The organism is Pseudomonas sp. UF-293 (assembly GCF_058245595.1).
Map to the genome: position 1 here is coordinate 140,860 of NZ_JBSICA010000004.1, position 22,357 is coordinate 163,216.

General features: G+C 60.6%; 18 protein-coding genes. 13 read left to right on the top strand and 5 right to left on the bottom strand.

All coding sequences use genetic code 11. From position 1 onward, the window contains the following. Position 1: 1 nt before the first annotated feature. The 9 genes from pilW (at position 2) to AC4IHP_RS07255 (ending at position 9,718) form a co-directional block, all read left to right on the top strand. Entirely contained in the window at positions 2-760 is a 759-nt protein-coding gene (pilW, locus tag AC4IHP_RS07215; RefSeq protein WP_016773330.1) for a type IV pilus biogenesis/stability protein PilW, read from the top strand. After that, positions 760-1,779 (top strand): RodZ domain-containing protein, encoded by a 1,020-nt coding sequence (locus tag AC4IHP_RS07220; protein WP_460121266.1) that lies wholly within the window; start codon positions 760-762, stop codon positions 1,777-1,779. Before pilW ends, AC4IHP_RS07220 begins: the two co-directional genes overlap by 1 nt. 3 nt (positions 1,780-1,782) lie before the next feature. Beyond that, the gene (ispG, locus tag AC4IHP_RS07225; protein WP_016773332.1) at positions 1,783-2,892 is read left to right on the top strand and encodes a flavodoxin-dependent (E)-4-hydroxy-3-methylbut-2-enyl-diphosphate synthase; all 1,110 of its coding nucleotides are present in this window, start codon (positions 1,783-1,785) and stop codon (positions 2,890-2,892) included. 22 nt (positions 2,893-2,914) lie between these two features. After that, positions 2,915-4,204, top strand: a complete 1,290-nt coding sequence (gene hisS / locus AC4IHP_RS07230) for a histidine--tRNA ligase (protein WP_056790156.1) — start codon at positions 2,915-2,917, stop codon at positions 4,202-4,204. A gap of 41 nt (positions 4,205-4,245) precedes the next feature. Next, positions 4,246-4,887, top strand: a complete 642-nt coding sequence (locus tag AC4IHP_RS07235) for a tetratricopeptide repeat protein (protein WP_016773334.1) — start codon at positions 4,246-4,248, stop codon at positions 4,885-4,887. Then, positions 4,880-6,031: an outer membrane protein assembly factor BamB gene (bamB, locus tag AC4IHP_RS07240; protein WP_039761439.1), complete on the top strand. Its 1,152-nt coding sequence runs from the start codon at positions 4,880-4,882 to the stop codon at positions 6,029-6,031. Before AC4IHP_RS07235 ends, bamB begins: the two co-directional genes overlap by 8 nt. A 135-nt stretch (positions 6,032-6,166) precedes the next feature. After that, on the top strand, positions 6,167-7,639 hold the full coding sequence (gene der / locus AC4IHP_RS07245) for a ribosome biogenesis GTPase Der (protein WP_024014210.1): 1,473 nt from the start codon (positions 6,167-6,169) through the stop codon (positions 7,637-7,639). Between the two features lie 151 nt (positions 7,640-7,790). Then, entirely contained in the window at positions 7,791-8,939 is a 1,149-nt protein-coding gene (locus tag AC4IHP_RS07250; RefSeq protein WP_460142311.1) for a pyridoxal phosphate-dependent aminotransferase, read from the top strand. Further along, positions 8,927-9,718, top strand: a complete 792-nt coding sequence (locus AC4IHP_RS07255) for an amidohydrolase (RefSeq protein ID WP_490831313.1) — start codon at positions 8,927-8,929, stop codon at positions 9,716-9,718. The genes AC4IHP_RS07250 and AC4IHP_RS07255 overlap by 13 nt, the downstream gene beginning before the upstream one ends. Positions 9,719-9,862: 144 nt before the next feature. Here AC4IHP_RS07255 and leuA read toward each other — a convergent pair whose 3' ends face one another. From leuA to xseA, 3 genes are all read right to left on the bottom strand, one after another. After that, entirely contained in the window at positions 9,863-11,542 is a 1,680-nt protein-coding gene (gene leuA / locus AC4IHP_RS07260) for a 2-isopropylmalate synthase (RefSeq protein ID WP_042608332.1), read from the bottom strand. 463 nt (positions 11,543-12,005) lie between these two features. Next, positions 12,006-12,827 (bottom strand): peptidoglycan DD-metalloendopeptidase family protein, encoded by an 822-nt coding sequence (locus tag AC4IHP_RS07265; RefSeq protein WP_490831314.1) that lies wholly within the window; start codon positions 12,825-12,827, stop codon positions 12,006-12,008. Positions 12,828-12,830: 3 nt separating this feature from the next. Then, a complete protein-coding gene (xseA, locus tag AC4IHP_RS07270) occupies positions 12,831-14,210 on the bottom strand; it encodes an exodeoxyribonuclease VII large subunit (RefSeq protein WP_024014206.1) in 1,380 nt (459 codons plus the stop codon). Positions 14,211-14,382: 172 nt separating this feature from the next. Here xseA and AC4IHP_RS07275 point away from each other — a divergent pair, with 172 nt between their 5' ends. The 4 genes from AC4IHP_RS07275 to guaA all read left to right on the top strand — a co-directional run bounded on the left by AC4IHP_RS07275 (position 14,383) and on the right by guaA (position 19,186). Next, on the top strand, positions 14,383-15,150 hold the full coding sequence (locus AC4IHP_RS07275; protein ID WP_490831315.1) for a sulfite exporter TauE/SafE family protein: 768 nt from the start codon (positions 14,383-14,385) through the stop codon (positions 15,148-15,150). 163 nt (positions 15,151-15,313) lie between these two features. Then, positions 15,314-15,862 carry a sugar ABC transporter ATPase gene (locus tag AC4IHP_RS07280; RefSeq protein WP_490831316.1) on the top strand — a complete coding sequence of 183 codons (549 nt, stop codon included), beginning with the start codon at positions 15,314-15,316 and terminating at the stop codon, positions 15,860-15,862. A 196-nt stretch (positions 15,863-16,058) separates the two neighbouring features. After that, positions 16,059-17,528 carry an IMP dehydrogenase gene (gene guaB, locus AC4IHP_RS07285; protein ID WP_016773343.1) on the top strand — a complete coding sequence of 490 codons (1,470 nt, stop codon included), beginning with the start codon at positions 16,059-16,061 and terminating at the stop codon, positions 17,526-17,528. Positions 17,529-17,608: 80 nt separating this feature from the next. After that, positions 17,609-19,186, top strand: coding sequence for a glutamine-hydrolyzing GMP synthase (gene guaA, locus AC4IHP_RS07290; RefSeq protein WP_016773344.1), 1,578 nt, complete (start codon positions 17,609-17,611; stop codon positions 19,184-19,186). Positions 19,187-19,348: 162 nt separating this feature from the next. Here the strand turns inward: guaA and AC4IHP_RS07295 are convergent, their stop codons facing one another. Both AC4IHP_RS07295 and treR read right to left on the bottom strand, forming a co-directional pair. Next, the gene (locus tag AC4IHP_RS07295; RefSeq protein WP_460121252.1) at positions 19,349-21,466 is read right to left on the bottom strand and encodes a TerD family protein; all 2,118 of its coding nucleotides are present in this window, start codon (positions 21,464-21,466) and stop codon (positions 19,349-19,351) included. 174 nt (positions 21,467-21,640) lie between these two features. Beyond that, a complete protein-coding gene (gene treR, locus AC4IHP_RS07300; protein WP_460121250.1) occupies positions 21,641-22,345 on the bottom strand; it encodes a trehalose operon repressor in 705 nt (234 codons plus the stop codon). Positions 22,346-22,357 lie beyond the last annotated feature (12 nt).

Sequence of the window (22,357 nt, forward strand, 5' to 3'; positions counted from 1 at the left end):
TATGTCCCTGCGCTTTGCGCTGCTGTTGCTGTTGGCCAGCCTTTGCGCTGGTTGTGTCCTTTCGGGTGACTACAACCCGATGAAGACCAGCAAGGGCCGCGATGAAGCGCGGGCTGCCTACGTGCAGCTGGGCCTGGGCTACCTGCAGCAGGGCATGACCGAGCGCGCCAAGGTGCCGTTGAAGAAAGCGCTGGAGCTGGACGGTTCCGACCCCGACGCCAATGCGGCGCTCGGTCTGGTGTTTCAGGCTGAAATGGAGCCGGCACTGGCCGACGAGCACTTTCGCAAGGCCTTGTCCTCACGTCCCGCCGATGCACGCATCCTCAACAACTACGGCAGTTTTCTCTACGAAGAACAGCGCTACAAGGAAGCCTACGAGCGTTTTGAACAAGCGGCCGCCGATACCCTGTATCCTGAGCGTTCGCGAGTCTTCGAAAACCTCGGCATGACCGCCGCCAAGCTTGGCCAGCGTGATCTGGCCCAGCAACAGCTGGAAAAAGCCCTGCGCCTGAACCGCCAACAACCGCGCGCATTGCTGGAAATGGCTGAGTTGTCCTTCGAAGACAGGCATTATGTGCCCGCGCGTGACTATTACGACCGTTTCAGCCAGCTCACCGAACAAAATGCACGTAGTCTATTGCTCGGCGTTCGGCTGGCAAAAGTGTTTGAAGATCGCGACAAGGCAGCCAGTTACGGTCTGCAATTAAAACGACTCTATCCCGGTACGCCGGAATATCAGCAATACCTGTCGGAGCAATGATGAAAGCGGCGCATCCCGAAGTTGTAGCAGCGAATCGCGTAAACCCCGGTGAGACCCTGCGCCAGGCCCGCGAAAGCAATGGCTGGTCGCTGGCCGAAGTGGCCCTCAAGCTCAACCTCACCGTGACATCCCTGAGCAATCTTGAAGCCGGCGCTTTCGACAAGCTGCCGGGGCATACCTTCGCTCGCGGTTACATTCGCGCCTATGCCAAATTGCTCGGCATGGACCAGACCGTTCTGGTTCAGCAATTCGACCAGTCCACCGGCACCGACTCCCAGGGCAGCAACGTTCACGCCCTCGGTCGTATCGAAGAGCCGGTGCGGGTTTCCCACACCATTTTGCGTATCGTCAGCCTGTTGCTGCTGATCGCAGTCATCGGCGGCGGTTTCGTCTGGTGGCAGGATCAGACCTCCCAGCGCACCCGCGATCTGACCAGCCTGGCGCCGGAACACGTTGAAGTCGAAGGCGCTGACGGCACCACGCAGATCCACCCGATCGACGAGCCGGAAGACCAGGCTGTCGCCGAAAATCAGGCCGACAGTTCGACAACGCTGGCCTTGCCGCAGTCGGAAACCAGTGCTGAATCGACCGGCGCCGAATCTGCTGCGCCAGCGACCGAGCCAACTGCGCCGGCAGTTGCGCCAAGCGCTCCGGCACAGACGCCTGCGCCAGTGGTGGCAGCTCCGGCCACTCCAGCGCCGAATGTCCCAGCGACACCTGCCCCGACCGCGCCGGTTGCTCAAGCGCCAAGCGCTGAAGCAGCTGCTCCGGTTGCCGGCGAAGGCCAGGTGCAGTTGCAGTTCACCGGCGATTGCTGGGCACAGGTGACCGATGGCCGTGGCAAAGTGATTTTCAGTGGTCTGAAGCATAAAGGCGACAGCGTGAGTGTTTCCGGCAAGCCGCCGCTCGCCGTACGTCTGGGCGTCGCCCGTGCAGCACAGGTCAGCTACAACGGCCAACCGGTCGATATCGCTCCGTTCACCAGTGGCGAGACTGCTCGCCTGAAGTTGGGTCAATAAGTCATGCACGGCGAATCTCCAATCAAACGTCGCGAATCGCGCAAGATCTGGGTCGGCAACGTACCGGTGGGCGGCGACGCGCCGATCGCTGTGCAAAGCATGACCAACAGCGACACCAATGACGTCGCCGCGACTGTGGCGCAGATCAATCGTCTGGAAGCTGCCGGTGTCGACATCGTTCGCGTCTCGGTGCCGGACATGGACGCCGCCGAGGCGTTCGGCAAGATCAAGCAACTGGTCAAAGTGCCGTTGGTGGCCGATATCCACTTCGACTACAAAATCGCCTTGCGCGTGGCCGAACTGGGTGTGGACTGCCTGCGCATCAACCCGGGCAACATCGGTCGCGAAGACCGCGTGCGTGCCGTGGTCGATGCGGCGCGTGATCGCGGCATTCCGATCCGCATCGGCGTCAACGCCGGTTCCCTGGAAAAAGACCTGCAAAAGAAATACGGCGAGCCGACCCCGGCGGCGCTCGTCGAATCCGCGCTGCGCCACGTTGAACACCTCGAACGCCTGAATTTCCAGGACTTCAAGGTCAGCGTGAAAGCCTCCGACGTGTTCATGGCCGTCGAAGCCTACCGCTTGCTGGCAAAGGAAATTGTTCAGCCGCTGCACCTCGGCATTACCGAAGCCGGTGGTTTGCGTTCGGGCACGGTGAAATCCGCCGTCGGCCTAGGTATGCTGCTCGCCGAAGGGATTGGCGATACTATCCGCATCTCGCTAGCGGCCGACCCGGTCGAGGAAGTGAAGGTCGGTTACGACATTCTCAAGTCTTTGCATCTGCGTTCCCGTGGCATCAACTTCATCGCCTGCCCGAGCTGCTCGCGGCAGAACTTCGATGTGGTGAAAACCATGAACGAGCTGGAAGGGCGCCTTGAAGACCTGCTGGTGCCGCTGGATGTCGCGGTCATCGGTTGCGTGGTCAACGGCCCCGGCGAAGCCAAGGAAGCCCATATCGGCTTGACCGGCGGCACGCCCAACCTGATTTACATCGACGGCAAGCCGTCGCAGAAGCTGACGAATGACAATCTGGTGGACGAGCTGGAAAAGCTGATCCGCCAGAAAGCGGCCGAAAAGGTCGAAGCTGACGCTGCCGTTATCGCGCGCGGCTGATCGAACGAATTAAGGAAATTTTGTGAGCAAGTCTCTGCAAGCCATTCGTGGCATGAACGACATCCTGCCCGAACAGACCCCGCTGTGGCGTTATTTCGAAGGCACTGTGGCGCGTCTGCTGGATAACTACGGTTACAAGCAGATCCGCATGCCGATCGTCGAGTTCACCGAGCTGTTCAAGCGCTCGATCGGCGAAGTCACCGATATCGTCGAAAAAGAGATGTACACCTTCGAAGACCGCAACGGCGACTCGCTGACTTTGCGTCCGGAAGGTACCGCGGCGTGCGTACGCGCCGTGCTCGAACACGGCATCACCGGCGGTGGTCAGGTGCAGAAGCTCTGGTACATCGGCCCGATGTTCCGCCACGAGCGTCCGCAGAAAGGCCGCTATCGCCAGTTTCACCAGATCGGTCTGGAAGTGTTCAACCTCGACGGTCCGGACATCGACGCCGAGCTGATCATCATGACCTGGCGCCTGTGGGGTGAGTTGGGCATTCGTGATGCGGTCAAGCTCGAACTCAACAGCCTCGGCACCAGCGAGTCCCGTGGTCGCTATCGTGAAGCGCTGGTCGAGTACCTCTCGGCGCACCACGACAAGCTCGACGAAGACAGCCAGCGTCGCCTGAAAACCAACCCGCTGCGCGTGCTCGACACGAAAAATGCCGACACCCAGGCCGTGCTTGTCGACGCGCCGAAAATGGCCGATTACCTCGACGACGAGTCCCGTGCTCACTTCGAAGGCCTGAAGGCGCGTCTGGATGCCGTCGGCATTCCTTATGTGCTCAACCCGAAACTGGTGCGTGGCCTCGATTACTACAGCAAAACCGTTTTTGAATGGGTCACCGACAAGCTCGGCGCCCAGGGCACCGTGTGCGCGGGCGGCCGTTACGACGGTCTGGTCGAGCAGATGGGCGGCAAGCCAACCCCGGGTGTCGGTTTCGCCATGGGCATCGAGCGTCTGGTATTGATGCTCGAAACCCTCGAGCAGATCCCGGAAGAGATTTCCCGTCAGGTCGACGTCTACCTCTGCGCCTTCGGTGAGGAAGCCGAGCTGGCTGGTCTGGCTCTGGCCGAACGGGTACGCGATGAACTTCCTAACCTGCGTCTGCAAGTCAATGCCGGCGCCGGCAGTTTCAAAAGCCAGTTCAAAAAGGCCGACAAGAGCGGTGCGCTGTACGCATTGATCCTCGGTGACGACGAAATGGCCCAGCAAGTGGTAGGTTTCAAACCCCTGCGTGGCCAGGGCGAACAACAAAGCATTGCCTGGGATGCGCTCGCCGCTCACCTGGCCACCTGCGTCGTGCAGGGTTGAAGCTGTCTTAACAGCCGATTTAGCGATTAAGGAGTATTGGGGTGTCGAGTACCGAAGACGAACAGTTGGCGGATTTGAAGGACTGGTGGACACGCAACGGCAAACCTCTGGTCACCGGCGGCCTGTTGGCGCTGGTCATCGTGTTCGGCTGGCAGGCTTATCACAAATACCAGAGCAACCAGTCGCAAGGCGCCTCGGTGCTCTATCAGCAATTGCTGGAAACCACGCTGACGCCTGACGGCAAGCCCGATGCCGCCCGCGTTGCGGATCTGGCCGGCAAGCTCAACAGCGAATACGGCGGTTCTGCCTACGCGCAGTACGGCAGCCTGTTCGTCGCCAAAGTAGCGGTCGACAGCGGCAAGCTGGACGACGCGGCAACCGAACTCAAAGCCATCGTCGACAAACCGGCCAACCCGGCGCTGGGCGAAATCGCCCGTCAGCGTCTGGCGCAGGTGCTGGGCGCGCAGGACAAGGCCGAAGACGCCTTGAAACTGCTCGACGGCGATGCCGACAAAGCGTTCCTGGCCACTCGCGAAGAGCTCAAGGGCGACCTGCTGGTGCGCTTGGGCCGTACCGATGACGCGAACAAGGCGTATCAAAAAGCCAAGGCGGCACTGTCGGATGAAGCGGCGGTCGGTGGCCTTCAAATCAAGCTCGACGACCTGGCCAAAGGGGATGCGTGACGTGATCCGTTGGAAGCATGCAGCATTGCTGGCTCTGGCCCTTCTGGCCGCGGGTTGCAGCAGCAACAGCAAGAAAGAATTGCCTCCGGCTGAGCTGACCGACTTCAAAGAAGAAGTCGTTCTGCACAAGCAGTGGAGCCGCTCGATCGGTGACGGTCAGGGCGAAACCTACAACATGCTGGTGCCGGCGATCGACGGTGACACCATCTACGCCGCCGATGTGACCGGTGTGGTGATGGCGCTGGATCGCAGCAATGGCGACGTGAAGTGGGACCAGGATCTTGAACTGCCTGTCTCCGGCGCCGTTGGCGTGGGTTACGGTCTGGTACTGATCGGTACCCTGCGTGGCGAAGTCGTCGCTCTGGACACCAGCAACGGTGAAGAGAAGTGGCGTGCCCGCGTCAACAGTGAAGTCCTCGCGCCGCCGGCCAACAACGGCGACGTAGTGGTCGTGCAGACCCAGGACGATCGTCTGATCGGTCTGGATGCTGCCACCGGCAACCAGCGCTGGGTGTATGACAGCACCCCGGCGGTCCTGACCCTGCGTGGCACCAGTGCTCCGCTGGTCACCAACCGCTTGGCGGTGGCTGGCCTGTCGACCGGTAAAGTGGTCGCGCTGGACATCTCCAACGGCGTGCCGGTGTGGGAACAACGCATCGCCATTCCACAGGGGCGTTCGGAACTGGAGCGCGTGGTCGACATCGACGGCGGCCTGCTGCTGTCCGGCGGCACGCTGTACGTCGCCAGCTATCAGGGTCGCGTGGCGGCACTGGACCTGGAAAGCGGTCGTCAACTGTGGCAGCGCGATGCGTCGAGCTACGCTGGTATCGCTCAGGGTTTCGGCAGCGTCTACGTGAGCCTGTCCTCGGGCACCGTTGAAGGCGTCGACGAGCGTTCCACCACCGCACTGTGGAGCAACGACTCGCTGGCTCGTCGTCAATTGTCGGCACCGGAAGTGTTCTCCAGCTACGTAGCTGTGGGTGACCTGGAAGGTTATCTGCATCTGCTGAGTCAGGTCGACGGTCGTTTCGTCGGCCGTGAGCGCATCGACAGCGACGGCCTTCGTGCTCGTCCGCTGGTGGTGGGCGACACGATTTATGTGTATGGCAACAGCGGCAAACTGGAAGCCCTGACCATCAAGTAACAACTATGCTTGGGGTTCATCCCCAAGCGGCCCTGCATCAGCAGGGTTTGCAGCGCCCCCGGGTGTTGCCCCGAGCACCAGCCGCTGCCTCGCAGCGGCTTTTGTATTTTCTGAAATAACGAAGTGGAGAGCCGCATGGTTCCCGTAATCGCCCTGGTGGGCCGACCGAACGTCGGCAAGTCCACCTTGTTCAACCGCCTGACCAGGACTCGTGACGCCATCGTCGGCGACCTGTCCGGTCTGACCCGTGATCGCCAGTACGGTGAGGCCAAGTGGCAAGGGCGTTCCTACATTCTGATCGACACCGGCGGTATCTCCGGTGACGAACATGGTATGGACGAAAAAATGGCCGAGCAGTCGCTGCTGGCCATCGAAGAAGCCGATGTGGTGCTGTTTCTGGTAGATGCCAAGGCCGGTTTTACCGCTGCCGACCAGATGATCGCCGAGCATTTGCGCAAACGTAACAAGCGCTCCCACGTGGTGGCCAACAAGGTCGACAACATCGATCCGGAAATGGCCCGCGCCGAATTCGCCCCGCTGGGCATGGGCCACGCGATCCCGATCGCCGGCGCCCACGGCCGTGGCATCACGCAATTGCTGGAAGCCGCTCTGAGCGAATTCCCGCGCGATGATGACGAGCCGGCTGAAGGCGAAGAGGAAGAAGTCGTTGCCGAAGGCGAGGAAGCCAAGCGCATTCCTGGCCCGAGCGAGAAAGACGGGATCAAGATCGCCATCATCGGTCGTCCGAACGTCGGCAAGTCGACTCTGGTCAACCGCATGCTCGGTGAAGACCGGGTCATCGTGTATGACCAGCCGGGCACTACCCGTGACAGCATCTACATTCCGTTCGAGCGCAATGAAGAGAAGTACACGCTGATCGACACTGCCGGTGTGCGCAAGCGCGGCAAGATCCACGAAGAAGTCGAAAAGTTCTCCGTGGTCAAAACCCTGCAGGCGATCAAAGACGCCAACGTGGTGATCTTCGTCATGGACGCCCGCGAAGGTGTGGTCGACCACGACCTCAACCTGCTGGGCTTCGCGATCGAATCCGGTCGTGCGTTGGTCATCGCGATCAACAAGTGGGACGGCATGACGCCGAGCGAGCGCGACTTCGTCAAAGTCGAGCTGCAACGCCGGCTGTTCTTCGTCGACTACGCCGACATTCACTTCATCTCCGCACTGCACGGCACGGGCGTGGGCAACCTCTACGCTTCGGTGCAGAACTCGTTCAAGTCCGCTGTGACCCGCTGGCCGACCAACCGCCTCACCCAGATTCTCGAAGATGCGGTGGGCGAGCACGCGCCACCGATGGTCAACAATCGCCGGATCAAGCTGCGTTACGCTCACCTGGGTGGTGCGAACCCGCCGATCATCGTGATCCACGGTAACCAGATCGAGAAAGTGCCGAAGTCGTACGTGCGCTATCTGGAAAACACTTACCGTCGTGTGCTCAAGCTGGTCGGTACGCCGATCCGCATCGAGTTCAAGGGCGGCGAGAACCCGTACGAGGGCAACAAGAACACGCTGACCGACCGCCAGGTCAACAAGAAGCGTCGCTTGATGTCGCACAACAAGAAAGCCAGCAAAAAACGCCGCGACAAGAAATAGAAGCAGCTGCGAGTTGCAAGCTGCAAGCTTCAAGTAAAAGCGGTAAAGCAGAGAGGGCTTCGTATGAAGCCCTTTTTTGTGGGCGCGGGTTTTTGCTTGCAGCTTGCAGCTTGACGCTTGAAACTTGCAGCTCACCTGCAAGGGGCTTCCGATGATCACCAGCAAGCTGCCGAATGTCGGCATCACTATTTTCACGCAGATGTCTCAGCTCGCGGCGCAGACCGGCGCGATCAACCTGTCCCAGGGTTTCCCGGATTTCGACGGCCCGCAGTCGCTGCGTGATGCGGTCGGGCGGCATATCGCCAGTGGCCATAACCAGTATTCGCCGATGACCGGTTTGCCGGCGTTGCGTCAGCAGATCGCGGCCAAGATCGCGCGCAGCTATGGCGTGACTGTCGATGCCGATCATGAAGTGACGGTAACGCCCGGCGCGACCCAAGCGATTTTCTGTGCGATTCAGGCAGTTATCCACAGCGGCGACGAAGTCATCGTGTTCGATCCGTGCTACGACAGCTACGCCCCGGCGACGGAGTTGGCGGGCGGTCGTTGCGTGCATGTGCAGCTGAATCCGGACGACTTCTCCATCGACTTCGACCAGCTCGCAGCGGCGCTGAGCCCGCGGACGAAAATGATCGTCATCAACACCCCGCATAACCCCAGCGGCGCATTGATCAGCCGCGCCGAGCTCGATCAACTGGCGGCGTTGATCCGTGATCGCGACATCTATCTGATCAGCGACGAAGTCTACGAACACCTGGTTTTCGACGGTGTGCCGCATGTCAGCGTGCTCGCCCATGAAGAGCTGTATCAGCGCGCGTTCGTGGTCAGCTCGTTCGGCAAGACTTACCACGTCACTGGTTGGAAAACCGGCTACGTCGTCGCCCCGCCGGCGCTGACGGCCGAGCTGCGCAAGGTGCATCAGTACGTCAGTTTCTGTGGCGTCACACCGCTGCAATACGCGCTGGCCGATTACATGGCCGAGCACCCGGAGCACGTTGAAGAATTGCCGGGCTTCTATCAGGCCAAGCGCGATCTGTTCTGCGATCTGCTCGCGCCGTCGCGCTTCAGCTTCACCCGTGTCACCGGCACTTATTTCCAGCTGGTCGATTATTCGCAGATCCGTCCAGATCTGAATGATGTCGACATGGCCATGTGGATGACTCGCGAGCACGGTGTCGCGAGCATTCCGGTGTCGGTGTTCTACCAGAATCCACCGCAAGGCCAGCGCCTGATACGCCTGTGCTTTGCCAAACGCGAGGAGACGCTGCGTGAAGCAGCGGCGAAACTATGCGTGATCTGAGTGCATTGCCAGACCTGACTCTGGCGCTGATCCAGACCAGCCTGGCCTGGCACGACCGCCAGGCCAACCTCGAGCACTTCGAGCTGTTGCTGGAACAGGCCCGTGGCGCCGATCTGATTATCCTGCCGGAGATGTTCACCACCGGTTTTTCCATGGAATCGGAAACCCTCGCCGAAGCCGAAAACGGCCCGACCAGCAAATGGCTGCGGGTGCAGGCGGCCAAGTTCGATGCGGTCATCACTGGCAGCGTGATCATCCAGGCGGCTGACGGCAGCCATCGCAACCGCTTGCTGTGGGCGCGGCCGGACGGTGAAGTGCTGCATTACGACAAACGTCACCTGTTTCGTATGGCTGGCGAGCACAACCATTACACGCCGGGCGAGCGTCAGGTGCAGTTCGAGCTCAAAGGCTGGCGGATTCGTCCGCTGATCTGCTACGACCTGCGCTTCCCGGTGTGGAGCCGCGATGCGCAGGACACCGATCTGCTGCTGTACACCGCCAACTGGCCGGGCGCACGGCGCCTGCACTGGAACCGCCTGTTGCCGGCGCGAGCGATTGAAAATCTCTGCTATGTGGCGGCGGTCAATCGGGTGGGCAGCGATGGCAAAGGCTTCGCCTATACCGGTGACAGTCAGGTGCTGGATTTCCAGGGCGAGACGTTGCTGGCGGCGGGGGAGGCGGATGGCGTGTTCAAGGTGATTCTGGAAGCGGCGCCGTTGGCGGCGTATCGCGAGCGCTTTCCGGCGAACCTGGATGCCGACACGTTTGAGTTCACCTGAAAAGCAAAAGATCGCAGCCTTCGGCAGCTCCTACAGGATGTACGCCGTCCCAATGTAGGAGCTGCCGAAGGCTGCGATCCTTTGATCTAAAAAAAAAGGCCCCGGAGCTCACACTCCGGGGCCTTTCGCATTTCAGTGGTCGGATTACGCTGCTTTCGCCTCTGGCTGGCTCAGCGAGCGGTTCAGCGCGCTGAACAATGCCTTGAAGCTGGCGGTGGTGATGTTTTCATCAATACCCACGCCGTGCACTGCACGTTCACCGTTCACCCGCAGTTCGATATAGGCGGCCGCTTTGGCATTGGTGCCCGCGCCGATCGCGTGTTCGTTGTAGTCCATGATTTCCACCGGAATCGGCAGGCCGGCGACCAGTGCTTCCAGCGCGCCGTTGCCCTTGCCGCGCCAGTGCAGGTTGGTTTCGCCCTGACCTTTGCTGGCCACTTCGACTTCGACGGCGCTGTTGCCGTTCTCTTCCTGCAAACGATGGCTGACCAGCGCGTACGGGGTGTTGGCCTGCAGGTATTCGCTGATCAACAGCGAGTGAATCTGCTTGGCGGTCATCTCCAGGCCGAGGCGATCGGTTTCCCGCTGCACCACCTGGCTGAACTCGATCTGCATGCGCCGTGGCAGGCTGATGCCGTATTCCTGCTCCAGCAAGTAAGCGATGCCGCCCTTGCCCGACTGGCTGTTGACGCGGATCACCGCCTCGTAGCTGCGACCGATGTCGGCCGGATCGATCGGCAGGTACGGCACTTCCCACAGGGTGTCCGGTTTCTGCTGGGCGAAGCCCTTGCGGATTGCGTCCTGGTGCGAGCCGGAGAATGCGGTGTGGACCAGGTCGCCCACGTACGGATGACGCGGGTGCACCTGGATCTGGTTGCATTCTTCGACGACCTTGCGCACGCCGTCGATGTCGGAGAAGTCCAGCTCAGGGTCGACGCCCTGGGTGTACATGTTCAGCGCGACGGTGACGAGGTCGACGTTACCGGTGCGTTCGCCGTTGCCGAACAGGCAGCCTTCGACACGGTCGGCGCCGGCCATCAGGCCCAGCTCGGTAGCAGCCACGCCAGTGCCACGGTCGTTGTGGGTGTGCAGGCTGATGATCACGCTGTCACGACGGTTGATATTGCGGCCGAACCATTCGATCTGGTCGGCGTAGACGTTCGGCGTCGCGCATTCAACTGTGGCCGGCAGGTTGAGGATCATCTTGTGCTCAGGCGTCGGGTTCCACACCTCGATCACCGCGTCGCAGACTTCCTTGGCAAATTCCAGCTCGGTTGCGCTGAAGGTTTCCGGCGAGTACTCGAAGGTCCACTCGGTGTCCGGCTGCATCGCCGCGTATTTGACGAACAGCTTGGCGGCGTTGACGGCGATGGCCTTGATGCCGTCCTTGTCCTGGTTGAAGACGATGCGACGGAAAGAAGGCGAGGTGGCGTTGTACAGGTGAACGATGGCTTTCTTCGCCCCGCGCAGGGATTCGAAAGTGCGCTCGATCAGGTCTTCACGGCCCTGGGTCAGCACCTGGATGGTGGTGTCGTCCGGGATGTGGCCTTCTTCGATCAGGGTACGCACGAAGTCGAAGTCGGTTTGCGAAGCGGCCGGGAACGACGCTTCGATTTCCTTCACGCCCACCTGCACCAGGGTTTTCCAGAAGCGCAGCTTCTTCGCCGCGTCCATTGGTTCGATCAGCGACTGGTTGCCGTCACGCAGGTCGGAGCTGCACCAGATCGGCGCGGCGTCGATGGTTTTCGACGGCCAGGTGCGATCCGGCAGGTTGATGACGGGAAACGCGCGGTATTTCGAAGACGGGTCTTTGAGCATGCTCATCGGGAAATTCCTTGTTGTCTGGGCCGAAAAGAGGCGGCCTGCCGGTTGAACGATTGTTCTTGGAAAAGCGTAGGACGAGGCGCAGCGATTCAGCCTGGCAGTCGTGCGCTGACGAGGCACAGGCTGCGGTGCTGGCGAAGCTGAATGAGGGTGTGAGAGGTTTTCATGGCTTCAACCCTAACCGCGAGGGGAAAGGATGGCAAGCAGTCGGAAAAAATTGAGAGGAATACCCGGAAAGCGGGATTTTGCAGGAATTTATTGCGCTTAAGGCGGTGGAAGTTATTGATGTTTGCGTGAGGCTAGATGGGAGCGCAATTGAGTTTTTGGAGATTCATTGAGTAAGGCGGTGTTTTATAGGCCGCCTTCGCGAGCAGGCTCGCTCCCACACTGGATCTTATTCACAGCAAAGATCCCCTGTGGGAGCGAGCCTGCTCGCGAAGAGGCCGGTCGCCTCAACACATATTCAAGGTTGGAAGGCCCCAATGAAAATCGCCGGATCCACCCGCGCATCGTTCAGGCTGACGTTCCAGTGCATGTGCGGCCCGGTCGCCCGGCCAGTTGCGCCGACCTTGCCCACCACCGCGCCGCGCGCCAGTTGCTGGCCGTTCTTCACGTCGATCTTCGACATGTGGCAGAACATGCTGATAAAGCCCTGGCCATGGTCAACAAACACCGTGTTGCCGTTGAAGAAATAATTGCCGATCAGAATCACCTTGCCCGCCGCCGGGGTCTTGATTGGCGTTCCGGCCGGTACCGCGAAATCGAGGCCGGCATGAGGATTGCGTTCTTCGCCATTGAAGAAACGACGCACACCGAACTTGCTCGACAGCGGCCCGTTGACCGGTTTGTCCAGCAGCAGATTGCTCGGCGTGTTCGGGCTGAAACTGCGGTAAGCCGCGATCTGCTCCGCCAGTTCACCCTCGATGCGTTTGAGGTTGTCGGCGTTCGGATTGACCTGCTGTTTGTTCTTCAGGGTGATGTGCTGTTCCGGGTATTTCTTGCTGCCCACGATAAACGGCAGGTTGCGCCCGCCACTGCTGATCTGCTGTGCACCAGGCTTGACCGTCAGCGGTACGCCAACGATCGCCAGCCAGTTGTTCTGCTCCTTGACCACCAGCACCGGTTTGCCCTGATAAGTAGCTTTCGGCGCCTGCGCGGCAGCGCCCAGATCCACCACGGCGACGCCGCCCGGCACCGGTTTGTTCAGCAGCCGGGTGATGTAACTGTCGGCGTGGGCGTTGAAGGTCAGGCAGAGCAACAGCAGCGGAGCGAGAAAACGCGGCATGGATCAGTCCAGTAAAGAGAGGGTGACGGGCGTCAGGTGATTGTCCTCGACGCGCACTTGCAGTTCGCCTTCGCCAAGCTTGGCTTTCAGGCGCTGGCCGGTGTGGGTCTGCGCGGCGTTGCGGATCGCGTGGCCACGCTCGTCGAGCAGGATGCTGTAACCACGACCGAGAGTCGCCAGCGGGCTGACCACGTGCAGGGTCTGCATCTGACTGTGCAATTGCTGCCGGCGCTGTTTAAGAGCATCGCGCATGGCCCGGGGCAGACGTTCGGCGAGGCTGTCGAGACGCTGGCGGAGCATTGCCAGTTGACGCCCTGGATGTTGCCCGGCGAGCCGGGTTTCCAGGCGAATCAGGCGTTCGCGGCGAGTATTCAGGCTACGCTCGAAGGCCCGGCGCATGCGCATGTCCAGATCATCCAGACGTTGCGCCTGCTGGCGCAGACGTTCGCCGGGATGACGCAACCGTCGGGCCATGCCTTCGAGACGCAGGCGATCACGCATCAAGCGGTCACGCATGCGCATCACCAGACGCCGGTGCAGGCTCTCGACCTGACGGATCAGATGGCTGGAATCCGGGGCGAGCAGTTCGGCGGCGGCCGAGGGCGTCGGTGCGCGGACGTCGGCAACAAAGTCACTGATCGACACATCGGTTTCATGGCCGACGGCGCTGACGATCGGCGTCACGCAGGCATCGACCGCGCGCGCCACGGCTTCTTCGTTGAAGCACCAGAGGTCTTCCAGTGAGCCGCCGCCACGGGCGAGGATCAGCGCGTCGAAGCCACGGGCATCGGCCATTTTCAGCGCGCGGACGATTTGTGCGGTGGCCTCGCGGCCCTGTACGGCGGTCGGAATCAGGGTCAGTTGCACCTGCGGCGCACGGCGGCGAAACACGCTGATGATGTCGCGAATTACCGCGCCGGTCGGCGAGCTGATGATGCCGATGCGCTGCGGATGCGCGGGCAGCGGCACTTTGCGTTCGGCACTGAACAGGCCTTCGGCGCTGAGCTTCTCCTTCAGCGCATCGAAGGCCAGACGCAGCGCGCCGTCGCCGGCCGGCTCCACGGTGTCGAGGATCAGCTGATAGTCGCCACGGCCTTCGAACAGCGAAACCTTGCCGCGTACCTTGACCGCCAGACCGTCCTTCAACGCCTGACGCACGCGCGCGGCGTTCTGCCGGAACAGCGCGCAACGCACCTGCGCGCCGCTGTCCTTGAGGGTGAAGTAGACGTGGCCGGACGCCGGGCGCGCGAGGTTGGAGATTTCGCCCTCGACCCAGATGTTGCTGAACACGTCTTCAAGCAACACCCGCGCGCGGCCGTTGAGCTGGCTGACGGTCAGGACTTCTCGGTCCAGGCCAAGTCTTGCAAAGGGATCTTTAATCATGGGGCGCAGTTTAAAGGCATTCTTCTGCTCATTGCACGAACCCTGTAGGAGCTGTCGAGTGCAACGAGGCTGCGATCTTTTGATCTCGTTTTTTCAGGATCAAGATCAAAAGATCGCAGCCTTCGGCAGCTCCTACAGGCGAGTATTGATAACTTGATAAGGAAATTCGGTGATGAGCGTAATGGAACTGTTGGGGGCGTGGTCGTGGGGAGCTGGTGGTTGGGCAGTCATCGGGTTGGCCATTGGCCTGGCCTACATCGTCTTCGGTATCGCCGGTTTCGGCACGGCGCTGGTGGCGGGGCCGATTCTGATTGTGTTCATGCCACTGTCGAAAATCGTGCCGTTGCTGGTGTTGCTGGATTTTGTCGCGGCGTTCGGCAATCTGCTGCCCTCGCGGCGCGCCGTCGCCAAGCCGGAATTGCTCAGGCTGCTGCCGTGCATGGCGATCGGCTGCACGCTGGGGGTGATCTTCCTGCTGAACCTGAAATCCGATCTGTTGCTGTTGTTGATGGGGCTGTTTATCAGCGCCTATGCGGTTTACAGCCTGTGGGTGAAAGCGCGGCCGGCACAGTTGTCGGCCGCGTGGGCGGTGCCGATGGGCACAGTGGGCGGGTTGTTCGGCGCGTTGTTTGGCAGTGGTGGCTTTCTTTACGCGATCTATCTGAACAGCCGCCTGCCCAAGGATGCGGCGCGGGCCACGCAAAGTGCCTTGATCAGTTGCAGCACCGTGGTGCGCCTGAGCCTGTTTGTCATCGCCGGTGTGTATGCCGAGCTACCCTTGTTGATGCTTGCCCTGTGTCTGTTGCCGGCGATGGCGCTGGGCTTGTGGATCGGGCGGCGGCTGACCATGCGATTGTCCCGCGAGGCGTTTGTGCGGCTGGTGACGTGGCTGGTGCTGGCCAGCGGAATAGCCTTGATCGTGCGCTATTTCAGCACTTGACCGGATTTCGTCAGGGATTAAGCTGCCGGCCGCAGTTCCTTGTGGAAGCGAGCCTGCTCGCGAATGCGGTGGGTCAGCAACAAAAAAGCTGCCTGACACTGCGCTTTCGCGAGCAGGCTCGCTCCCACATTGGAAATCTTGAATATTGGCAGCAGGCTCCACCATGAACTCGCAAAGCATCATCGTCCCGAAAATCTCCACCCTGCAGGTGCACGAGCCCCGGGCGCGGGCGATCGTGCGCTGGCTGGTGCGCAAGAACATCATCGAAGAACAATTGACCACCTGCGGCCGCACCGGCAACCGTATGGCTCACGCCATCGCCGACGGTGCTCGTGCGGTGGTGCTGTACCCCGAAGCGCTGCCGTTCGGCGAGCCGATCAATGGCCTGGAGATCGTCACCAAACGCTGCATCTATACGCCGGCCAAGGGCTTTCTCGAAGAGGCCGGTTGCGCCGAGTGTCGCCGCGAAGTGGGCGAGGCGCTGTTCGAAAGCCTTGAGGACTGGTTTCCAGGGCGCACCGACAATTTCACCTGCCCGGAATGTGGGCATGAGGACGACATCAACGGCTTCCTGTTTTTGCAGGAGTGCGCGTTTTCCAACCTCGGCTTCATTTTCAATAATTGGCTGGAGGCGGGGTTCAAGCAGAGCTTTATCGACGAGTTCGCCGATTGGCTCGATCAACCTGTAAGTTGGGTAAAGGTCGAGCTCTGATCCCTGTAGGAGCTGCCGAAGGCTGCGATCTTTTGACTTTGCTTTTCAAAGGCAAGATCAAAAGATCGCAGCCTTCGGCAGCTCCTACAGAAAGCGGGCTTTTCCATCTATCAATTAGGCTGAGTTTTACATTGAACAGCAGGGGGTGTCTGACTATAATGGCGCGCTTCCATTTTCCCGCTCGGGAGCCCCCGCGATGCTGCGTATCAGCCAAGAAGCTCTGACATTCGACGACATTCTCCTAGTGCCCGGTTATTCCGAGGTGCTTCCCAACGAAGTCAGTCTGAAGACCCGTCTTACCCGTGGCATCGAACTGAATATTCCTCTGGTTTCTGCCGCCATGGACACCGTTACTGAAGCCCGTCTGGCAATCGCCATGGCTCAGGAAGGTGGCATCGGCATTATCCACAAGAACATGACCATCGAGCAGCAAGCTGCCGAAGTGCGCAAGGTCAAGAAGTTCGAAGCCGGTGTGGTCAAGGATCCCATCACCATCGAGGCCGATGCCACGGTGCGTGATCTGTTCGAACTGACCCGTCTGCACAACATTTCCGGCGTTCCGGTACTGCACGATGGCGACCTGGTCGGCATCGTCACCTCCCGCGACGTACGTTTCGAAAACCGTCTGGAAGCCACTGTCCGCGAAGTGATGACGCCTAAAGAGCGTCTGGTCACGGTCAAGGAAGGCGCCGACAAGAACGACGTCCGTGAACTGCTGCACAAGCACCGCATCGAGCGCGTGCTGATCGTCGACGACAAATTCGCCCTCAAAGGCATGATGACCGTCAACGACATCGAAAAAGCCAAAGCCTATCCGCTGGCCAGCAAGGACGATCAAGGTCGTCTGCGCGTTGGCGCTGCGGTCGGCACCGGTAAAGACACCGGCGATCGCGTGACCGCACTGGTCAACGCCGGCGTGGACGTGGTGGTGGTCGACACCGCACACGGTCACTCCAAAGGCGTGATCGACCGCGTTCGCTGGGTCAAGGAAAACTTCCCTGAAGTGCAGGTGATCGGCGGCAACATCGCCACCGGCGCAGCCGCCAAGGCGCTGGCCGAAGCGGGCGCCGACGCAGTCAAGGTCGGTATCGGCCCAGGCTCGATCTGCACCACCCGTATCGTCGCCGGTGTCGGCGTGCCGCAAATCAGCGCCATCGCCAACGTTGCCGCCGCCCTTGAAGGCACCGGCGTGCCGTTGATCGCCGACGGCGGTATCCGTTTCTCCGGTGACCTGTCCAAGGCCATCGTGGCCGGTGCGTCCTGCGTGATGATGGGCTCGATGTTCGCCGGTACCGAAGAAGCGCCGGGCGAGATCGAACTGTTCCAGGGCCGTTCGTACAAGGCTTATCGCGGCATGGGTTCGCTGGGCGCCATGTCCCAGGCTCAAGGCTCGTCCGACCGTTACTTCCAGGACTCCTCGGCAGGCGCCGAGAAACTGGTTCCGGAAGGCATCGAAGGCCGTGTGCCGTACAAAGGCACCCTGAGCGCGATCATTCACCAGTTGATGGGCGGTCTGCGTTCTTCGATGGGTTACACCGGCAGCGCCAACATCGAAGAAATGCGTACCAAGCCCGAGTTCGTGCGGATCACCGGTGCCGGCATGGCCGAGTCCCACGTTCACGACGTGCAGATCACCAAGGAAGCGCCGAACTACCGCGTAGGTTGAGGCTTCCAGCAAAACGTTAAATCACCGGGGCTGTTCATTCAGCCCCGAGTTGTTTCTGATTCACTACATGAGAATGAGTCATGGCCCTCGACATTCACGCTCACCGCATCCTGATCCTCGACTTCGGTTCGCAATACACCCAGCTGATTGCCCGCCGCGTGCGCGAGATCGGCGTGTACTGCGAACTGCACCCGTTCGACATGGACGAAGATGCGATCCGCGAATTCGCCCCTAAAGGCGTCATCCTCGCCGGCGGCCCCGAGTCCGTGCACGAAGCCAACAGCCCGCGCTGCCCGCAGGCGGTGTTCGACCTGGGCGTTCCGGTATTCGGCATCTGCTACGGCATGCAGACCATGGCCGAGCAACTGGGCGGCAAGGTGGAAGGTTCCGAACTGCGTGAGTTCGGTTACGCCCGCGTTGACGTGGTTGGCAAGAGCCGTCTGCTCGACGGCATCGAAGACCACATCGACGCCGACGGCCTGTTCGGCCTCGACGTGTGGATGAGCCACGGTGACAAAGTCACGAAGATGCCGGAAGACTTCCACATCCTCGCCAGCACCCCAAGCTGCCCGATCGCCGGTATGTTCAACGACGACCGCGCTTACTACGGCGTGCAGTTCCACCCGGAAGTGACCCACACCAAGCAGGGCGGTCGCATCCTGTCGCGCTTCGTGCTCGACATCTGCGGCTGTGAAGCCCTATGGACGCCGTCGAAGATCGCTGAAGACGCCATCGCCAACATCCGCGCTCAGGTCGGTACCGACAACGTGCTGCTGGGTCTGTCCGGCGGCGTTGACTCCTCGGTGGTTGCCGCGCTGCTGCACAAGGCCATCGGCGATCAACTGACCTGCGTCTTCGTCGACAACGGCCTGCTGCGCCTGCACGAAGGCGAGCAAGTGATGGCCATGTTCGCCGAGAACATGGGCGTCAAGGTGATCCGCGCCAACGCTGAGGAGCAGTTCCTCAACAACCTGGCGGGCGAAGCCGACCCGGAGAAGAAGCGCAAGATCATCGGCCGCACCTTCATCGACGTGTTCGATGCCGAATCCTGCAAGCTGGACAACATCAAGTACCTCGCCCAAGGCACCATCTACCCGGACGTGATCGAGTCGGCTGGCGCGAAAAGCGGCAAGGCGCACGTGATCAAGTCGCACCACAACGTGGGCGGCCTGCCGGAAGAGATGAACCTGAAACTGGTCGAGCCACTGCGCGAACTGTTCAAGGACGAAGTCCGTCGTCTGGGCCTGGAGCTGGGCCTGCCGTACGACATGGTCTACCGTCACCCGTTCCCGGGTCCGGGCCTGGGCGTGCGCATCCTCGGGGAAGTGAAAAAGGAATACGCCGACCTGCTGCGTCGCGCCGACCACATCTTCATCGAAGAACTGCGCAAGGCCGACTGGTACCACAAGGTCAGCCAGGCCTTCGTGGTGTTCCAGCCAGTGAAATCGGTTGGCGTGGTTGGCGACGGCCGTCGTTACGCATGGGTGGTTGCCCTGCGTGCCGTAGAAACCATCGACTTCATGACCGCACGTTGGGCACACCTGCCATACGAGCTGCTGGAAACCGTTTCCGGCCGCATCATCAACGAAATCGAAGGCATCTCGCGCGTTACGTATGACGTGTCGAGCAAGCCGCCGGCGACGATTGAGTGGGAGTGATGCAGCAAGCCGGCTCGTCCGGCCTCCGCTAGGCGCCAGGTTTACAGGCGCTTGCCATGCTCTTGAAAATGCCAGTCAGTTTTGCTGACTGGCATTTTTATTGATCGCCGAAAACTTCAGGCACGGCTATGTGTTCAGTAGCCAGCAAATCTGCCGCAGATATCAAAGATATTCAGACCGAATCAGATCCGTATCGAACGGCGTCAGCCCTTGTTCAGGTGCGAACACCCTCTGCGCCTGCTCTGCAGAGGCCACTCGTTCGCCTCGTGCCCGCACATGTAAATCGAAAAGTGTGTGCAGATCCGGCCTTGGTGTATGCACCAGGGCGCGCAGCATCAACGAAACTCCGCTGAGGTTATTGTCGACGTTGTTCCAGCGGGGCGATGAAGTCAGCCCCAGATCGGCCCAGATCATGCGTCGCTCCTGTAGGTCCATCACGAACGGCAGGCAGATACTCGTATCGGAGGCGATATCGATGCGGTCGACCACGGAGCGAGGCTCGAACACTTCCCCCGATGCAGTGTCGGCACGGGCCATCCAGCCCGCGAAGCATTCAGGAAGGTCACAATATGGCTGCTGGGTAAATGAGTTGAGGGACGTAACGACATAGCGGACGCCCTTTTTGACGAGAGCATCAAGGTCGAGGTCGATGAACTCGGAAGCGCCATTAGGCGCGTCGACGATGTCGCCGCTGTGGTAACCGCCATAACCTTTGAGGTTGTAATAGGCGACCGCTTCCTTGAAGAGGAAGTCGGTGTCGAAGAAGGCGGCCGACAAGTCGATGTCCGTGCGGTCACGACCATTCTTCCACCAGAGGAACAGGCGAATGAATCGCGTGTCGGGCATTGGCAAGCGACTGCCGCGTACAAGTGTCCGCAGTGACTTCGCTGCGGCGCGCTGTGCCAGTGGCACTCGGTAGTCGCGCAATGCCGGATCGATGAAACAACGTCCCAGTGGTGGCAGCAACGTGAAACGCGCGATCAGGGCGTTCTCGCAAATCTGTGCGGCACGTGCCAATACCTGCGGTGCGATCGACTCTCGACGATCAGCAGTGCCGAAGACTTTCGCCAGCGCTCCTTTAGGTGTGAACGCCCGCAAGGGCAGGGGGCGCGGGGCATTTACCTGGGCCAGCAATTGCAGCAGCACCGGTGAGGACACTTGCGCCGCGACAGCCGCAAAGGCGTCGAGCACCGCGTCCGGTTCTGTGGCACGCCGTAACATCACGTCCAGACGGCGCGCGAATTCTCCGGGACGATCCTGCAGCACCGACGTAAGCGCGGCGATCTGGTGCTGGGCAAGCATGGTTTCGACACGCGACCCGAACGAGGCCGGTGGATCGTTGCGTCGCGCTGCGGTGATGGCCGCGAATGCCCGCGGATACTTCTCAGCGTAATCGCCTGGATGCAGGACTTCGGCCAGACGTTTCCAGCGTTCCGCCTGGCGCATCACATCCTCGGTAGCGTTGGGCATGCGGTCGAGCAGGCGCAACAGCTTGCGACGCATCGAACGTTTCATTTTGCTAAAGCGCGTCAGAGCCGTTGCCAGCGATACGTCTCCGCCATGCAGTGCGATCGCCACGCGCAGCACGTCGGTTGCAGTTTCGACATTTTGCTCAAGGAATTCCTCGACCCGGGCATCGTCACCGATATGCAGGATCAGCGCGCCGCCAACCAACGCGCGAATCTCGCGGAACGGGATAGTCTCGGGCAGCAGACGGAACACGTCGTTTCTGTAAGTTCGGATAAACCAAGTGACATCCGCGGCTTCCTCTTCGGACAGCGAGGTGCGCGATGAGACCAGCGGCTCGAGCAATGCCTCGAACTCGCTGACACTTCCTGGTTCGATAACCCAATGGATGAAGTTGCCTTCAAGCATGGCTGGCCGAACCTGTTCGCTGGGTGGCAGGCGCCGAAGTGTGTGGTAGTGAATGACGGCGTTGAGATACAACTCCGCCTCTGTCGCTTCGAGGACTTGATTGGGGAAGTCAGGATAAAACGGTCGGTGATGTACGTGAGCACCGCTGCGACGCCGCAGGACGCGAATGACTTCACGCAGCCAATTTTTGAGTTCTACCGCAGAGAGCAAGCCGATCTGCTCGATCAGCGACTCGGAAAGTACACATCGGAACGCAGCGACTTCTTTGACAGCCGATGCGACCTGCGCGCGTGTGGCTCCGCCAGTACCCGCTGGGACATGGAGTTTTGTACGGCGCCGCAGGAACAGCTCCTGATTCATCATGATTTCTTCCTTGGTCGCCGTTTCCAGTGAGGTGAAGCTCACTGCGCAATCGATACGAAAACGCCTGCAATAAGCAGGCGCGGTGTGGAGAGCGGAACCCCTAGTTCAGAGGGGTAGAAGGAAGGTGTTCCATAGCCACGGCGGCATATTAGCGGAGGTCGGTCTGGTTTGTCAGCGAATCACATATTTTGAAACGGGCTCGCCTGTTAGCGAATGTCAGCGCCGCGCCACATCCGAAAAATAGAACTTGTCCAGCGTATGCCGTGATTCGGTGTATTCAAACTGGCGGCCGTCCTGCAGAAAGGTCTGGTTGCTGACCACGATGACATGGCTCTGGCCGTCGAGGTCCAGGTGTTGTTGGTCGTCTTTGCTGGACGGCACGGCTTCGATGGTGCGCTGGGCGTAGGCGATCTGCAGTTGCAGGGTCTGTTCGATGTGGGCGTAGATCGAATGTTCGGCGATGTCTGCAGACAGGTCGGGAATCACTGCGCTGACGAAGTGGTTGATGTCGAGGATGACGCGCTTGCCGTCGATGCGCCGTACCCGCTTGATGCGGGTGATCGGGCTGCCGGGCTCGGCGTTGATGTGTTCGAGCAGCGCACCTTCCAGCGGGACCTGGCACATCTCGACCACTTCGGTGCTGACGTCGTTGCCCAAGCGCGGGTGGGTCTCCTGAAAACTGACGATGCCGCCCAGCTGAAATTCGATCGGGTTGGTCGACAATACGAACGCGCCTTTGCCGTGAATCTTCTGGGCAAACCCGCGCTCCTGCAACTGATCGATAGCCTTGCGCACAGTGCCACGGCTGGCCTGATAGGTGTCCATCAGCTCGGTTTCGGAGGGCAGCCGGGCGCCGCGCTCCAGGCGCTGGGTGGTGATGCTGGCAAGCAAATCGCTGTAGATCTGGTTGTATTTGCTCATGGCTGGGTTCTG

Coding starts and splice junctions, on each gene's coding strand:
- AC4IHP_RS07265 (WP_490831314.1), bottom strand. CDS start 12,827: ATGCCGCGTTTTCTCGCTCCGCTGCTGTTGCTCTGCCTGACCTTCAAC.
- AC4IHP_RS07250 (WP_460142311.1), top strand. CDS start 7,791: ATGATCACCAGCAAGCTGCCGAATGTCGGCATCACTATTTTCACGCAG.
- bamB (WP_039761439.1), top strand. CDS start 4,880: ATGCGTGACGTGATCCGTTGGAAGCATGCAGCATTGCTGGCTCTGGCC.
- AC4IHP_RS07220 (WP_460121266.1), top strand. CDS start 760: ATGAAAGCGGCGCATCCCGAAGTTGTAGCAGCGAATCGCGTAAACCCC.
- pilW (WP_016773330.1), top strand. CDS start 2: ATGTCCCTGCGCTTTGCGCTGCTGTTGCTGTTGGCCAGCCTTTGCGCT.
- leuA (WP_042608332.1), bottom strand. CDS start 11,542: ATGAGCATGCTCAAAGACCCGTCTTCGAAATACCGCGCGTTTCCCGTC.
- AC4IHP_RS07280 (WP_490831316.1), top strand. CDS start 15,314: ATGAACTCGCAAAGCATCATCGTCCCGAAAATCTCCACCCTGCAGGTG.
- AC4IHP_RS07255 (WP_490831313.1), top strand. CDS start 8,927: ATGCGTGATCTGAGTGCATTGCCAGACCTGACTCTGGCGCTGATCCAG.
- AC4IHP_RS07275 (WP_490831315.1), top strand. CDS start 14,383: ATGAGCGTAATGGAACTGTTGGGGGCGTGGTCGTGGGGAGCTGGTGGT.
- treR (WP_460121250.1), bottom strand. CDS start 22,345: ATGAGCAAATACAACCAGATCTACAGCGATTTGCTTGCCAGCATCACC.
- guaA (WP_016773344.1), top strand. CDS start 17,609: ATGGCCCTCGACATTCACGCTCACCGCATCCTGATCCTCGACTTCGGT.
- ispG (WP_016773332.1), top strand. CDS start 1,783: ATGCACGGCGAATCTCCAATCAAACGTCGCGAATCGCGCAAGATCTGG.
- xseA (WP_024014206.1), bottom strand. CDS start 14,210: ATGATTAAAGATCCCTTTGCAAGACTTGGCCTGGACCGAGAAGTCCTG.
- guaB (WP_016773343.1), top strand. CDS start 16,059: ATGCTGCGTATCAGCCAAGAAGCTCTGACATTCGACGACATTCTCCTA.
- der (WP_024014210.1), top strand. CDS start 6,167: ATGGTTCCCGTAATCGCCCTGGTGGGCCGACCGAACGTCGGCAAGTCC.